This is a genomic window from Azospira sp. MPR-LB4, assembly GCF_058809525.1.
The window spans coordinates 3,411,709-3,425,242 of the sequence record NZ_CM179521.1; the positions used below are offsets into that span (position 1 = coordinate 3,411,709).

General features: G+C 69.4%; 10 protein-coding genes. 7 read left to right on the plus strand and 3 right to left on the minus strand.

Annotation, left to right across the window (positions count from 1 at the left end):
* The first annotated feature begins 58 nt into the window (after window positions 1–58).
* The 3 genes from AC3QLZ_RS15955 (at window position 59) to ybiB (ending at window position 4,481) form a co-directional block, all read left to right on the plus strand.
* On the plus strand, window positions 59–478 hold the full coding sequence (locus AC3QLZ_RS15955; RefSeq protein ID WP_014236890.1) for a ClpXP protease specificity-enhancing factor: 420 nt from the start codon (window positions 59–61) through the stop codon (window positions 476–478).
* 222 nt (window positions 479–700) lie between these two features.
* Window positions 701–3,466 carry a nitrate reductase gene (locus AC3QLZ_RS15960; RefSeq protein ID WP_014236891.1) on the plus strand — a complete coding sequence of 922 codons (2,766 nt, stop codon included), beginning with the start codon at window positions 701–703 and terminating at the stop codon, window positions 3,464–3,466.
* A 31-nt stretch (window positions 3,467–3,497) separates the two neighbouring features.
* The gene (gene ybiB / locus AC3QLZ_RS15965; RefSeq protein WP_014236892.1) at window positions 3,498–4,481 is read left to right on the plus strand and encodes a DNA-binding protein YbiB; all 984 of its coding nucleotides are present in this window, start codon (window positions 3,498–3,500) and stop codon (window positions 4,479–4,481) included.
* Window positions 4,482–4,552: 71 nt separating this feature from the next.
* On the opposite strand, the gene AC3QLZ_RS15970 is transcribed toward ybiB, so the two are convergent.
* A complete protein-coding gene (locus tag AC3QLZ_RS15970) occupies window positions 4,553–4,753 on the minus strand; it encodes a tautomerase family protein (RefSeq protein ID WP_014236893.1) in 201 nt (66 codons plus the stop codon).
* Window positions 4,754–5,021: 268 nt separating this feature from the next.
* Between AC3QLZ_RS15970 and AC3QLZ_RS15975 the strand changes: the two genes are divergently transcribed.
* On the plus strand, window positions 5,022–6,155 hold the full coding sequence (locus AC3QLZ_RS15975; RefSeq protein ID WP_014236894.1) for an ABC transporter substrate-binding protein: 1,134 nt from the start codon (window positions 5,022–5,024) through the stop codon (window positions 6,153–6,155).
* A gap of 93 nt (window positions 6,156–6,248) precedes the next feature.
* Here AC3QLZ_RS15975 and AC3QLZ_RS15980 read toward each other — a convergent pair whose 3' ends face one another.
* On the minus strand, window positions 6,249–7,166 hold the full coding sequence (locus AC3QLZ_RS15980; protein WP_014236895.1) for an alpha/beta hydrolase: 918 nt from the start codon (window positions 7,164–7,166) through the stop codon (window positions 6,249–6,251).
* A gap of 130 nt (window positions 7,167–7,296) precedes the next feature.
* Here AC3QLZ_RS15980 and AC3QLZ_RS15985 point away from each other — a divergent pair, with 130 nt between their 5' ends.
* Together AC3QLZ_RS15985 and blaOXA are read left to right on the plus strand one after the other, a co-directional pair.
* The gene (locus AC3QLZ_RS15985) at window positions 7,297–7,632 is read left to right on the plus strand and encodes a DUF1294 domain-containing protein (RefSeq protein WP_014236896.1); all 336 of its coding nucleotides are present in this window, start codon (window positions 7,297–7,299) and stop codon (window positions 7,630–7,632) included.
* An 18-nt stretch (window positions 7,633–7,650) separates the two neighbouring features.
* A complete protein-coding gene (gene blaOXA, locus AC3QLZ_RS15990; RefSeq protein ID WP_414635382.1) occupies window positions 7,651–8,541 on the plus strand; it encodes a class D beta-lactamase in 891 nt (296 codons plus the stop codon).
* A 118-nt stretch (window positions 8,542–8,659) separates the two neighbouring features.
* Here blaOXA and AC3QLZ_RS15995 read toward each other — a convergent pair whose 3' ends face one another.
* On the minus strand, window positions 8,660–10,609 hold the full coding sequence (locus AC3QLZ_RS15995; protein WP_014236898.1) for a sensor domain-containing diguanylate cyclase: 1,950 nt from the start codon (window positions 10,607–10,609) through the stop codon (window positions 8,660–8,662).
* 455 nt (window positions 10,610–11,064) lie between these two features.
* Between AC3QLZ_RS15995 and nirB the strand changes: the two genes are divergently transcribed.
* Window positions 11,065–13,503 (plus strand): nitrite reductase large subunit NirB, encoded by a 2,439-nt coding sequence (nirB, locus tag AC3QLZ_RS16000; protein WP_014236899.1) that lies wholly within the window; start codon window positions 11,065–11,067, stop codon window positions 13,501–13,503.
* Window positions 13,504–13,534 lie beyond the last annotated feature (31 nt).

Consider the following 13,534-nt stretch of genomic DNA (forward strand, 5'->3'; position numbering starts at 1 on the left):
CGCCTGCGGTGCCGGTGCGTCGGCCGGACCGGTCGGCGCCATTCAGCGGAAGACTGTCATGCAACTGCCCTCCACCAAGCCCTACCTGATCCGCGCCATTTACGAATGGTGCGTGGACAACGGCTTTACCCCCTACATCGCAGTGGCCGTGGATGACCGGACCCTGGTGCCCCGCGAGTACGTGCGGGACGGCCAGATCGTCCTCAACATCAGCGGCGACGCCACTTCCCACCTCAACATGAGCAACGAGCTGATCAGCTTTGCCGCCCGTTTCGGCGGTGTGGCCCGGGATCTGTCGGTGCCGGTGGGCAATGTGGTGGCCATCTACGCCCGTGAAAACGGGGCCGGCATGGCCTTCGAGGTGGATGAAGAAGGTGAAGGCGAGGGCGAAGTGGTGGCGGATGCCGGCGACGAGACCCCGCCGGAGCCGCCGGCCGCACCGCCCAGCGGCCGTCCCCACCTGCAGCGGGTGAAGTGAGCGGGGGTTTTCCTTCTTAGGTACTCCCCGCCGCTCCACCGGAAACCGCCTCGCGCCCCAAGCCGAGGCGGTTTTTCTTTGGCGCACCAAGCTGGCGCGGGATGCGCCAAGCTGGGGCCGAAATCCAGCCGTTCTCCTGGCGGATTCGCTGTCGTTTATTGGTAACCCATTGATTATTAATGGTGGCATGGCTGTTGCTGTGTTGGGGCAGGAGCCCAGACCATGCCAAATGAAAGCCACTTTCCCCCCAGTGTCACCCCTTCCACCTGCTGCTACTGCGGCACCGGCTGCGGCGTCCTCATCGACAGCCGCGACGGCCGCATCACCGACGTGCGCGGCGACCCGGAGCACCCGGCCAACCAGGGGCGCCTCTGCGCCAAGGGGGCGACCCTGCACCTCACCGCCGCCCCCGGCACCCGTCAGGCCAACCGGGCCCTCTATCCGGAAGTGCGCACCCGCCGCGACCAGCCGCGCCAGCGGGTGAGCTGGGAGCAGGCCATGGCCGTGGCGGCCCGCCGTTTCGCCGCCGTCATCGCCGAGCACGGACCGGAGGCGGTGGCCTTCTACGTCTCCGGCCAGCTGCTGACCGAGGACTACTACGTCTTCAACAAGCTGGTGAAGGGCTTCATCGGCAGCAACAACATCGACACCAACTCCCGCCTCTGCATGTCCTCCGCCGCCTCCGGCTACAAGCTGACCCTGGGCGTGGACGCGCCGCCCAACTGCTACGAGGACATCGGCCTGGCCCAGTGCCTGTTCATCACCGGCGCCAATCCGGCCGCCGCCCATCCCATCGTCTTCCGCCGCATCGAGGATGCCCGGGAGGCCAATCCCGAACTCAAGATCATCGTCGCCGACCCCCGCCGCAGCGAGACGGCCGCCATCGCCGACCTGCACCTGGCCCTGAAGCCCGGCACCGACATCGCCCTCTACAACGCCATGCTGCACGTGCTGCTGGCCGAGAACCTGGTGGACCGGGACTACATCGCCGCCCACACCGAAGGCTTTGCCGCCCTGGAAACGATTGCGGCGGACTACAGCCCCGCCGTGGCGGCCCAGATCTGCGGCATCCCGGCCGAGGACATCGTCCAGGCGGCGCGCTGGTTCGGCCTCTCCAAGGCCAGCCTGTCCCTCTGGTGCCAGGGCCTCAACCAGTCCCGCCACGGCAGCCACAACAACGCCGCCCTGATCCACCTGCACCTGGCTACCGGCCACATCGGCCGGCCCGGCGCCGGCCCCTTCTCCCTCACCGGCCAGCCCAACGCCATGGGCGGCCGGGAAGTGGGGGGCATGGCCAATCTGCTCTCCGCCCACCGGGATCTGGGCAACGCCGAACACCGGGCCGAAGTGGCCCGCTTCTGGGGGGTGCCCGAAGTGCCGGCCAAGCCCGGCCTTACCGCCGTGCAGCTGTTCGAGGCCGTGGGCCGGGGCGAGGTCAAGGCCCTGTGGATCGCCTGCACCAACCCGGCCCATTCCCTGCCGGACCAGGCCCGGGTGCGGGCCGCCCTGGAGACGGCGGAATTCGTGGTGCTGCAGGAAGCCTACGGCGACACCGACACCGCCGCCTACGCCGACCTGCTGCTGCCCGCCGCCAGCTGGGGCGAGAAGGAAGGTACGGTGACCAATTCGGAGCGCCGCATCTCCCGGGTGCGGGCCGCCGTGGCGCCGGCCGGCGAGGCCCGGGCCGACTGGGCCATCGCCGTCGATTTCGCCCACCGTCTGGGGGATGAACTGGGCCGGGGCGACGAGGCCCGCCGCCTGTTCCCCTACCGCCGCCCCGAAGCCATCTTCAACGAGCACCGGGACAGTACCCGGGGCCGGGACCTGGACATCACCGGTCTCTCCTACGGCCTCCTGGAGCAGCGCGGGCCCCAGCTGTGGCCTTTCCCCGCAGGGGCCGAGGCCGGGCTGCCCCGGCTTTACGCCGACGGCCGCTTCCCCACGCCTTCCGGCCGCGCCCGCTTCGTTCCGGTGCAGCACCAGGAGGTGGCCGAGCCCACCGATGTGGATCAGCCCATCAGCCTCCTTTCCGGCCGCCTGCGGGACCAGTGGCATGGCATGAGCCGCACCGGCACCGTGCCGCGCCTGTTCCACGGCGCCGAGGAGGCGGTGCTGGCCATGCATCCCTGCGACCTGCGCCACCGGGGTCTGGAGGACGGCGACCTGGCCCGGGTCAGCAACGGCCGCGACAGCCTGGTGCTGCGGGTGGCCGCCGTGGCCGGCCTGAAGAAGGGCCGGGCCTGGCTGCCCATGCACTGGGGCAGCCGCTTCATGCACGGTGCCGGCGCCAATGCCTTCACCGGCCCGGCCTGCGATCCCATTTCCCTGCAGCCCGAGCTGAAGCACGCCCCGGTGCAGGTGGAAAAGGCCGACCTGCCCTGGCCCCTGGCCGTGGTGCGGGCCGGGGAGGGGCCCGACGCCCTGGCCTCCAGCCTGGCCCTGCTTCAACGGGCGCGCCGCCTGCTGCCCCGCTTCCCCTACGCCAGCGTCGGCCTCTATGGCCGCGGCCAGCCCCTGGTGGTGTTCCGCGCCGCGGCAGAGGCGCCCCTGGACGAGGCCCAGATCCGGGAGATCGACGCCCTCTTCGACCTGGAGCGGGAGGAGGGCGCCATCGTCTACGCCGACCGCCGCCGCCACATCGGCAAGCGGGCCCTGGCCCGGGACGGCCACCTGCTCGGGGTGCGCCTGGCCGGCGAGACCCAGGCCCTGGCCTGGCTCAAGGACGCCATCTCCGACGACGTGCTGGACCCGGACCTGCTGCGCTGGGCGGTGGCGCCCATCAGCACGCCGCCGGCCAAGCTGCTGCGCGCCAGCCCGGTGGTGTGCAAGTGCGCCGACATCACCCAGGCCCAGATCGAGGCCGGCATCGCCAGGGGCCTGGACCTGGACGGCCTGCAGAACGAGCTAAAATGCGGAACCTTCTGCGGCGGCTGCCTGCCCGAAGTGAAGAAAATCATCGTTGCCAAGACATCCCCCCAGGCTGCCTGAGGGAAAGACAAGGAAAACCGGGGAGACGCCCATGAATTACGCCCACTTCATCAAGGAACTCGGCCGCGGCGCCGAGGGCGCCAAGGACCTGACCCAGGAGGAGGCCCAACTGCTCTACGGCGCCATGCTCGACGGCGGTGTGCCCGAACTGGAACTGGGGGCCATCACCATCGCCCTGCGGGTCAAGGGCGAGAGCGCCGAGGAAATGATCGGCTTCCTGGCCGCCGCCAGCGAGCGGGTCCATGCCCTGCGGCCGCCTCCCGGGCGCATCCGGCCGGTGGTCATTCCCAGCTACAACGGCGCCCGCAAGGGGGCCAACCTGACGCCCCTGCTGGCCCTGCTGCTGCAGCGCTTCGGCGTGCCGGTGCTGGTGCACGGCCTGCTCGAAGGCTATGGCCGGGTCACCTCGGCCCACGTCTTCCGCGAACTGGGCCTGATGCCCTGCGCCAGCCACAGCGCCGTGCAGCAGGCCATGGACGGCTACGGCGTGGCCTTCGTGCCCCTCAACGTGCTCAGCCCGGGGCTGCACAACCTGCTTTCCCTGCGCAGCCGCCTGGGCTTGCGCAACAGCGCCCACAGCCTGGTGAAGATGCTCGACCCCTTCAAGGGCGGCGGCGTCCTGCTGGGGGCCGCCACCCATCCGGCCTACATGGACCTGATGCGCGACATCCTCTCCTATGGCGGCGGCCGGGCCCTGCTGCTGCGGGCCTCGGAAGGGGAGCCCTTCGCCAATCCCAAGCGCCGCCCGCGCATCGAGTACCTGCACGAGGAGCAGTGCGAGGTGCTGTTCGAGGCCGAGCACGAAAGCCTCAAGGCCCTGCCCAACCTGCCGGAGGAGTGCGACGCCAAGGTCACCGCCCAGTGGATCCGCAAGGTGCTGGACGGCCAGGCCAGCCTGCCCCTGCCCCTGGCCAACCAGCTGGCCTGCTGCCTCTACGCCAGCGGCTATGCGGAAGACTTCAACCAGGCCAAGGCCATTGTGGCGGTGGAAGGCAACGGCCTGACCACTGTCTAGACCGTCCCGGCCCTGGCCGTGGGGCCGCGCTCCGCCCGAACCCGCCGCCAGGCGGGTTTTGTTTTGGGGGCTCAGCCCTGGCGCCGCTTCCAGTCGTCGGTGAGCAGGCCGGCAAAGCCCCAGTTTTCCTCGGCGATTTCCTGGATCACGATGTGGGTGTGTTCCGGCTTTTTGCCCAGCACCCGCACCAGGCTGTCGGTGACTTCCGCCACCAGGCGGGCCTTCTGTTCCCGGCTGGCGCCGGCGGTGATCTGGATATTGACGTAGGGCATGGGATCTCCTCGGGTCGGTTGGGGGTCGGCCATGGTGCCATGGAAAAGGCGCCGGCGGATGCTCCGGTCATCGCCGCCAGTCCTTGCCGGCTCCCCGCCGCCCGCCGCCGATGCAGGCCAGGCGGGGCCTGGGGCCAATTGTCGTGCAGATGACAATCTCCCGCTGCGTCCCTTCCTAGACTGTGGCCAGCCCGTCAGCGAACGAGGCCCGAACCGGAGCATACCGGTCCCCTACCAGGCGGCATCGAGACACCAAAGGAGATTGTGGATGAAGGCGCTACGGCGAGCCCTCACGGGGCTCTATTTCGTTTGTGGGGCCCTGCTGGCGACGTCGCTTCATGCCCAGCAGGGCAATGTCATCAAGCTGGGCCAGTCCCTGCCCCTCAGCGGGCCCCTGGCCGAACTGGGCAGCGAGTACCGGGACGGGGCCCAGGCCTATCTCAAGTGGATCAACAGCAAGGGCGGCATCCACGGCCGCCGTATCGAGCTGGTGACCCTGGACGACGGCTATGTGGTGGAAAAGAGCGTGGAGAACGCCAAGCAGCTGCTGGACAAGGAGGGCGTCTTCGCCTTTCTCGGCATGTTCGGTAGCGCCAACTACACGGCCCTGATGCCCCTGGTGAACGAGCGGGGCGTGCCTTCGGTGGCGCCCTACACCGGGGCCGATGAGCTGCGGGAGCAGGCCTCGCCCCAGACCTTCTGGCTGCGGGCCAGCTACGGCGACGAGACGGAAAAGATCGTGGACCAGCTGACCACCCTGGGCATCAACCACATCGCCGTCTTCTACCAGAATGACGCCTTCGGCAAGGCCGGCCTCAAGGGCGTGGAGGTGGCCCTGAAGAAGCGCAACCTGAAGGTCATCGCCAGCGGCAGCTTCGACAAGGTGAAGAACGACGTGACCGAGGCGGTCAAGGCCATCGCCGCCGCCGACACCCAGGCCGTGGTCATGATCAGCACCTACAAGCCCACCGCCCTGTTCGTCAAACAGATGCGGGCCACCGGCAAGCAGCCCCAGTTCTTCGCCCTTTCCGTGGTGGGCTACAAGGCCCTGCAGGCGGAGATGGGGGCGGAGGCGGCGGGCATCGCCATCTCCCAGGTGACGCCCTATCCCTGGAGCGCCTCCAGCGGCGTGGTGCGGGAGTTCGACGCCCTGCCGCCGGCGCTGAAGCCCAAGGGCGGCATCACCTACACCAACCTGGAAGGCTTCATCGCCGCCAAGGCCATGGTGGAAGGCCTGCGCCGGGCCGGGCCCCAGCCGACCCGGGAAAAGCTGGTGAGCGCCCTGGAATCCATGGCGCCCTGGGATGCGGGGGGCTTCCTCCTGGATTTCTCCGGCAAGCACCTGGGCTCCCGCTTCTCCGAAGTGACCATCGTCGGCAACAGCGGCCGGCTGCTGCGCTGAAAAGTGGCCTGCCCTGGCAGCCAGCAGGGACGGGCTTGAACGACAAGGGGCGGCTGCAAAGGCCGCCCCTTCTGCTTTCCAGGCCGGTGCCCTTCAGCCCCTGGCGTACTGGCGGATGAAGGCGCAGCAGTCGGCCAGGGCCGCCGTGGCTTCGGGGAACAGGGGCGCCACCGCCGGGTAGCAGTGGAACATGCCTTTCCCCAGCTCCAGCCGCACCTCCACGCCCGCCGCCCGGGCCTTGGCGGCGAAGCTGATGGCGTCGTCGCGCATGATCTCGGCGCCGCCGGCGTGCAGCAGCAGGGGCGGCAGGCCCTGCAGGTCGCCGAAGAGGGGCGAGATGAGGGGCTCGCGCCGGTCCCGCTCGCCGGCGTAGTAGCGGCTGAAAACCTCCCAGCAGCCGTCCGGCGCCAGGGGGTCCGATTCCTGGTAGGAGGGGCCGCTGCTGGTGAGATCGGTCCACGGCGACAGGGCCACCGCCGCCGCCGGCAGGGGCCGGCCCTTGTCGCGCAGGGCCAGCAGGGCCGCCAGCAGCAGGCCGCCGCCGGCCGAATCGCCGGCAAAGACGGCCCTGGCCGGGTCCTGGCCCCGGGCCAGCAGCCACTCCCAGGCCGCCAGGGCGTCGTCCAGGGCGGCCGGGAAGGGATGCTCCGGGGCCAGCCGGTAATCGAAGACCAGGGCCGGCACGCCGCTGCCGGCGACGAACTTGGCCACCGCCGCCCGGTGGGAGCGGTGGGAGCCCATGACGTAGCCGCCGCCGTGGAAATAGAGCATGGCGCTGCCGCCGGCGTCGTCCCGCGGGCGGATCCACTCCAGGCTCATGCTGCCCAGGTTGAAGCTGTCCACCGCGATGTCGGGGGGCAGCTTGCCGAAGATCACCCCGGATTTTTCCACCTGGGCCCGCAGGGCCGGGATGGAGGTGTCGAAGGTGATGCTCTCGCGCCGGGCCTTGAGGCGGAACCAGTGGCGGTGCTTGAGCAGGAAGATGACGGCGCGGGCTTTGAGGCTGGGCATGGCGGATCCGGTGGGCAGGGCAGGGTACGGCGGTGGCCTCCCGGTTGTGCGGGAGGGGCGGGAAGGCGCATTATCCGCCAGTTTTCCCGGCGTCATGCGCCCCATGCCGAACCCTTGCCGCGAGCCTGCCTTGTCATCCGCCCCGATCCTCTCCCTGCTGCCGCTCCATTACGCCGCCCTCAGCCTGCTCACCCTGCTGGTGTACGCCTGGGACAAGTCGGCGGCCCGGCGCCGTGCCTGGCGCATCAGCGAGGCCACCCTGCATGGCCTGGCCCTGCTCGGCGGCTGGCCGGGAGCCTGGCTGGCCCAGGCCTGGCTGCGTCACAAAAGCCGCAAGCAGCCCTTCCGTACCTGGTTCTGGCTGACAGTGGCGGCCAATCTGGCGGTTTTGGCCCTGCTGCTGTGGTGGCTGGGGCCGGGCGGCGGCTTTCCCTTTTCCATGCCGGCCATCCCCGTGCCGGGCTGAGGTCGTGAGGCGCCCATGATGAAATTTTGCATGCTTCGGTCCCTGGTTTTCTGTCTGCTCCTGCTGGGGGGCGGCGTTGCCGCCCGGGCGGAAACCGCGGACGAGCGGCACGAGTGGGGCGCCTTCTTCGCCGCCGCCGAGGCCCGCGGCACCATGGTGGTGGCGGACCGGCGCGGCGGCGGCCACCGCCTGTGGCGCTACGATGCGGAGCGGGCGGCGCGGCGCTATGTGCCCGCCTCCACCTTCAAGATCGCCCATGCCCTGATGGCCCTGGAGAGCGGCGTGCTGCGGGACGAATTCCAGGTCCTGCCCTGGGACGGGGTGCAGCGCGCCATCCCGGCCTGGAACCGGGACCAGGACCTGCGTTCCTCCATGCGCGCATCCGTGGTCTGGGTGTACCAGGGCTTTGCCCGGCAGATCGGCGAGGCCCGGGCCCGGCGCCTGCTGCAGGCCATGGACTACGGCAACGCCGAGCCGTCCGGCGGCGAGGACGGCTACTGGCTGGACGGCAAGTTGCGCATTTCCGCCGAGGAGCAGGTGGCCTTTCTCGAGCGCCTCTACCGCAATCAGTTGCCGCTGGCCCTGGCCCACCAGCGGCTGGTGAAGGACGTGATGATCGTGGAGGCCGGCCGCGACTGGATCCTGCGGGCCAAGACCGGCTGGGACGGCCGCATCGGCTGGTGGGTGGGCTGGGTGGAGTGGCCCCAGGGACCGGTGTTCTTCGCCCTCAACCTGGATACGCCGGGGCGGATGGCGGATCTGCCGAAGCGGGAAGGGGTGGCCCGGGCCATCCTGGCGGCCATCGGCGCCCTGCCGGCGGCACCGGGGGCGAGCGGGGCGAATGCCTCGGGTGCGATGACCGGGGCCGTGTCTCCCGCCCCGCCCGGCACCGCCCTGCCAGGCAAATAGGGCTTGCCTAAGGGGTCTGCCATGGCGGTGAGGCCCGCGGGATAAGGCTCCCGACGATGCCATCGCCGTCAGGCCCGTCCCGCCTGGCTCCCAGCCGGGTGCTGCCCGGCCCGATGGCTTACAGCCCCAGGCCCTGGCCCAGAGTCGTTTCCCCCACCACGTGCCGGTAGCGCCGGTAGCCGTTGCGGCCGCCGGACTTGGCCTGGTACATGGCCCAGTCGGCGTGGCGCAGCAGGGTTTCTGCGTCCTTGCCGGCTTCCGGGTAGAGGGCGATGCCGATGCTGGCGGAGACGTGGCCCTCGCCGTTCGGCAGGGGGAAGGGCCGGTTCATGGCGGCGACGATCTTTTCCGCCACCTGTTCTGCATCCTCGGCCCCCGCCACCTCTGCCAGGAGCACGGCGAATTCGTCGCCCCCCAGGCGGGCCACCGTATCGGCCTTGCGCAGGCAGCCCCGCAGGCGGGCCGCCGCTTCCTGCAGCAGCCGGTCGCCGGCGGCGTGGCCCAGGGTGTCGTTCACTTCCTTGAAATGGTCCAGGTCCACGAAGAGCAGGGCGAAAGCCCGCTCCTGCCGTTCCGACTGGGCCAGCAGCTGGCCCAGGAGGTCGTTGAAGAGGACCCGGTTGGGCAGGCCGGTGAGGCCGTCGTGCAGGGCCTGCTGGCGCAGCTTCTCCTGGTAGGCCTGGCGCTCGGTGACGTCCCGGGCCAGGGTCAGGATCAGGCGGCGGCCGCCGGAGGCGAAGGCGCCGATGCGCATCTCCACCGGGAATTCGTGGCCCAGGCGGTGGCGGTGGCGGCCTTCCTGGGTCACCGGGGCGTTGGTGTCCAGGTTGTGCCACAGCTGGTGCAGTTCGGCGGCGGGAATGCCGACCTCGAAGGCGTCCATATTGCTGCCGATCAGCTCCTCCCGGGGCAGGCCCAGGCTGTCGCAGGCCTGCTGGTTCACGTCCTCGATGCGGCCGCCGGGGTCGTGCAGGAAGAGGGCGTCGCCGGCCCGTTCCACCAGGTTGCGGAAGCGCCCTTCGCTTTCCCGCAGGGCCCGGGCCTGTTCCTCCAGGCGTTGCAGCTGGCGCCAGATGAGGCCGATGAAGAGGGAGCAGAGGACGATGCTGCCCAGGCCCATGAGGATGATGTGCAGGGTGGTGGCGCGCCAGGGGCGCAGCAGTTCGCTTTCCTCCTGGGAGACGGAGACCAGGATGGGATAGCGCTTGGCCTCGCGGAAGCTTTTCAGGCGCTGGCGCCCATCCATGGAGCTGGTTTCCAGCAGGGTGCCGCTGGCGCCGCGGCCGGGAGTGCGCAGGAACAGGTCCTGTTCCGGGTAGGCATGGCCCAGGCTGTCGGGCATTTCCGGGTAGCGGGCGAGCAGGGTGGTGTTGCTGTGGTAAAGGGCCACGGCGCCGCCGGGCAGGTGCAGCACGGAGCGGTAGAAGGAGACCACATCGGCCAGGCTGACGCTGGCCAGGATGACGCCGGCGAAATGGCCCCGGGGCCCCACCAGGCGGCGGGAGAAGATGAGCCGCTGGGAGCCGTCGAGCAGGGTGCGGGTGGGGGGCGAGATGAGGGGCTCGGCCTCGGCCGTGTCGCGCAGACGGCGGAAGTATTCCCGCTCCCGCACGTTCATGGCGGGTACCGGGTGGCGGGCCGAGTGGGCCAGCACATTGCCCTGGGCGTCCACCAGCACCAGGTTGGTGACGAAGGGGGTGGCGGTGACCTGGCTGCGCAGCAGCTGGTGCAGGCGCCGGGCCTGCTCCTCGCGCCGGGCCTGCTCCTCGCGCCGGGCCGGGTTTTTCTCCGCCACCAGTGGCGGCATGGCGGCCACTTCCTGGCGGGCGTTGAGCAGGGCCTGGTCGGTGGCGGTGATGGCCCGCTCCATCTGTTCCAGCAGGGCCAGGTTGAGGGTGCTGAGGTTGTCCCAGGCGGCGTTGTAGAGGCGTTCCCGGGTTTCGCCGATTTCCCGGAAGACCAGGCCGATGATGATGGCCACCAGGAGCAGCCAGCCGACCAGCAGGCTGCGTCCGGGACGCACCAGGGGCGGGCGGTTGGGGGGGGCGGTACTGTTTTCGGGAGCCATGGCGTTCTCCATTGGGATGGGGCGCACGAAGCACTCGTCTGTCGGCCCATTCTGGCATGGGCCCGGACTTCCTCAAATAGGCCTTTGGGCCAGCAGGGGACCGGCGGCGGGCGGCAGCCGAGGGACGGTGCCGGGCGCCCGCTGGCGGGGCAGGGCGAGGCGGCGATGCACCAGTTGTGTGCGGCGGAGCGGGCGGCGGGTTTGGTGTTATCTCATTTAAATCATGTGCTTACGGAATGGCATGGCGATTGCTAAATCTCAGGCGTACTCCTGTCGCCTGGGCGGCGGGACTGCCGGTGGTGTGGCCCTCGGGGTCAACGTGAAGCACTGCCCTTCAATGTTTTCTCTCGCTGCCTGATGGCGTTGCGGGAGGGCACGACGGCGTACCGCAATGGCGCGGGCGCCGTCCGAGGCCCGTCCCGCACCCCGGAAGCCGGCGACCGAAGGAGTGCTTCATGAACAAACCCAAACTGGTGCTGGTGGGCAACGGCATGGCCGGCGTGCGCACCCTGGAAGAGCTGCTGAAGATCGCCCCGGACCACTACGACATCACCGTCTTCGGCGCCGAACCCCATCCCAACTACAACCGCATCCTGCTTTCCCCGGTCCTGGCCGGCGAGATGACGGTGCCCGAGATCGTCCTCAACGATCTGCAGTGGTACGCCGACAACGGCATCAAGCTGCACCTCAACAAGAAGGTGACCAAGGTGGACCGGGTCAGGCGCCAGGTCGTCGCCGAGGACGGCACGGTGGAGTCCTACGACCGCCTGCTGCTGGCAACCGGCTCCAACCCCTTCATGCTGCCCATCCCCGGCAACGACCTGCCGGGGGTGATCGCCTATCGGGACATCGCCGACACCGACGCCATGATCGAGGCGGCCAGGACCCATCGCCACGCGGTGGTCATCGGCGGCGGCCTCTTGGGCCTGGAAGCGGCCAACGGCCTCAAGCTGCGGGGCATGGACGTGACCGTGGTGCACGTCGGCCCCTGGCTGCTGGAGCGCCAGCTGGACGAGGTGGCCGGGCGCATGCTGCAGCAGTCCCTGGAGGAGCGGGGCCTGAAATTCCTGCTGCAGAAGAACACGGAAGCCCTCATCGCCGGCGAGAGCGGCCGGGTGGCGGCCATCCGCTTCAAGGACGGCATGCAGATTCCCGCCGACCTGGTGGTGATGGCGGTGGGCATCCGCCCCAACACGGCCCTGGCCGAGTCTTCCGGCATTCACTGCAACCGGGGCATCGTCGTCTCCGACACCCTGCAGACCTACGATCCGAAAATCTACGCCGTGGGCGAATGCGTCAGCCATCGCGGCATCGCCTACGGCCTGGTGGCGCCGCTGTTCGAGCAGGCCAAGGTCTGCGCCAACCATCTGGCCGGTTACGGCATCGGTCGCTACCAGGGCTCGGTGACTTCCACCAAGCTGAAGGTCACCGGCATCGACCTTTTCTCCGCCGGCGACTTCATGGGCGGCAGCGACACCGAGGACATCGTTCTGCACGACCCGGCCGGCGGCGTGTACAAGCGCCTGGTGCTGAAGGACAACAAGCTGGTGGGCGGCGTGCTCTACGGCGACACGGCGGACGGTTCCTGGTACTTCCAGCTGCTGCGGGAGGGCAAGGACGTCAGCCAGATTCGCGACCACCTCATGTTCGGCCAGAGCAACCTGGGGGACACGGGCCACCAGGGCCACAACAAGGCCGCCGCCATGGCCGACAGCGCCGAGGTGTGCGGCTGCAACGGCGTCACCAAGGGCGTCATCGTCAAGGCCATCAAGGAGAAGGGGCTGTTCACCCTGGACGAGGTGCGCAAGCACACCAAGGCTTCCGCCTCCTGCGGTTCCTGCACCGGCCTGGTGGAGCAGATCCTGGCTTCCACCGTGGGTGGCGCCTACCAGGCCGCCAGCAGCGCCGAGAAGCCCATGTGCGGCTGCACCGAGCACAGCCACGGGGCCGTGCGCCAGGCCATCCGGGAGCGGCACCTGACCTCCATTCCGGCGGTGATCGAAGCCCTGGCCTGGAAGAATCCCAACGGTTGCGAGAAGTGCCGCCCGGCCCTCAACTACTACCTCATCTCCACCTTCCCCCACGAGGCCATGGACGATCCGCAAAGCCGCTTCATCAACGAGCGGGCCCACGCCAACATCCAGAAGGACGGCACCTATTCGGTGGTGCCGCGCATGTGGGGCGGCGTCACCACGCCCAACGAACTGCGGGCCATCGCCGACGTGGCGGACAAGTACCAGGTGCCCATGGTCAAGGTCACCGGCGGCCAGCGCATCGACCTCCTGGGGGTGAAGAAGGAGGACCTGCCTCACATGTGGGCCGACCTGGCCCAGGCCGGCATGGTCTCCGGCCACGCCTACGGCAAGTCCATCCGCACCGTGAAGACCTGCGTCGGCAGCCAGTTCTGCCGCTTCGGCACCCAGGACTCCACCGGCATGGGCATCGAGCTGGAGAAGATGCTGTTCGACATGTGGAGCCCCCACAAGGTGAAGCTGGCCGTCTCCGGCTGCCCGCGCAACTGCGCCGAATCCGGCATCAAGGACGTGGGCATCATCGCCGTCGATTCGGGCTGGGAAATCCACGTCGCCGGCAACGGCGGCATCAAGACCGAGGCGGCCCAGTTCCTGTGCAAGGTGGCCACCGCCGAAGAGGTCAAGGAATACTCCGGCGCCTTCCTCCAGCTCTACCGGGAGGAGGGCTTCTACCTGGAGCGCACCGTGCATTACGTGCAGCGGGTGGGCCTGGACCACGTCAAGCGCCTGGTGGTGGAGGACGAGGACAACCGCAAGGCCCTGCACGCCCGCCTGCTCGATTCCCTCAAGGATGCCGCCGATCCCTGGGCCGAGCACCAGGAAGCCCCGGCCCGGCGTGAATTCGAGCCCCTGGCCTTCTAAGCCGGCAGGCCGGCACGATTCTCTCGGTGTT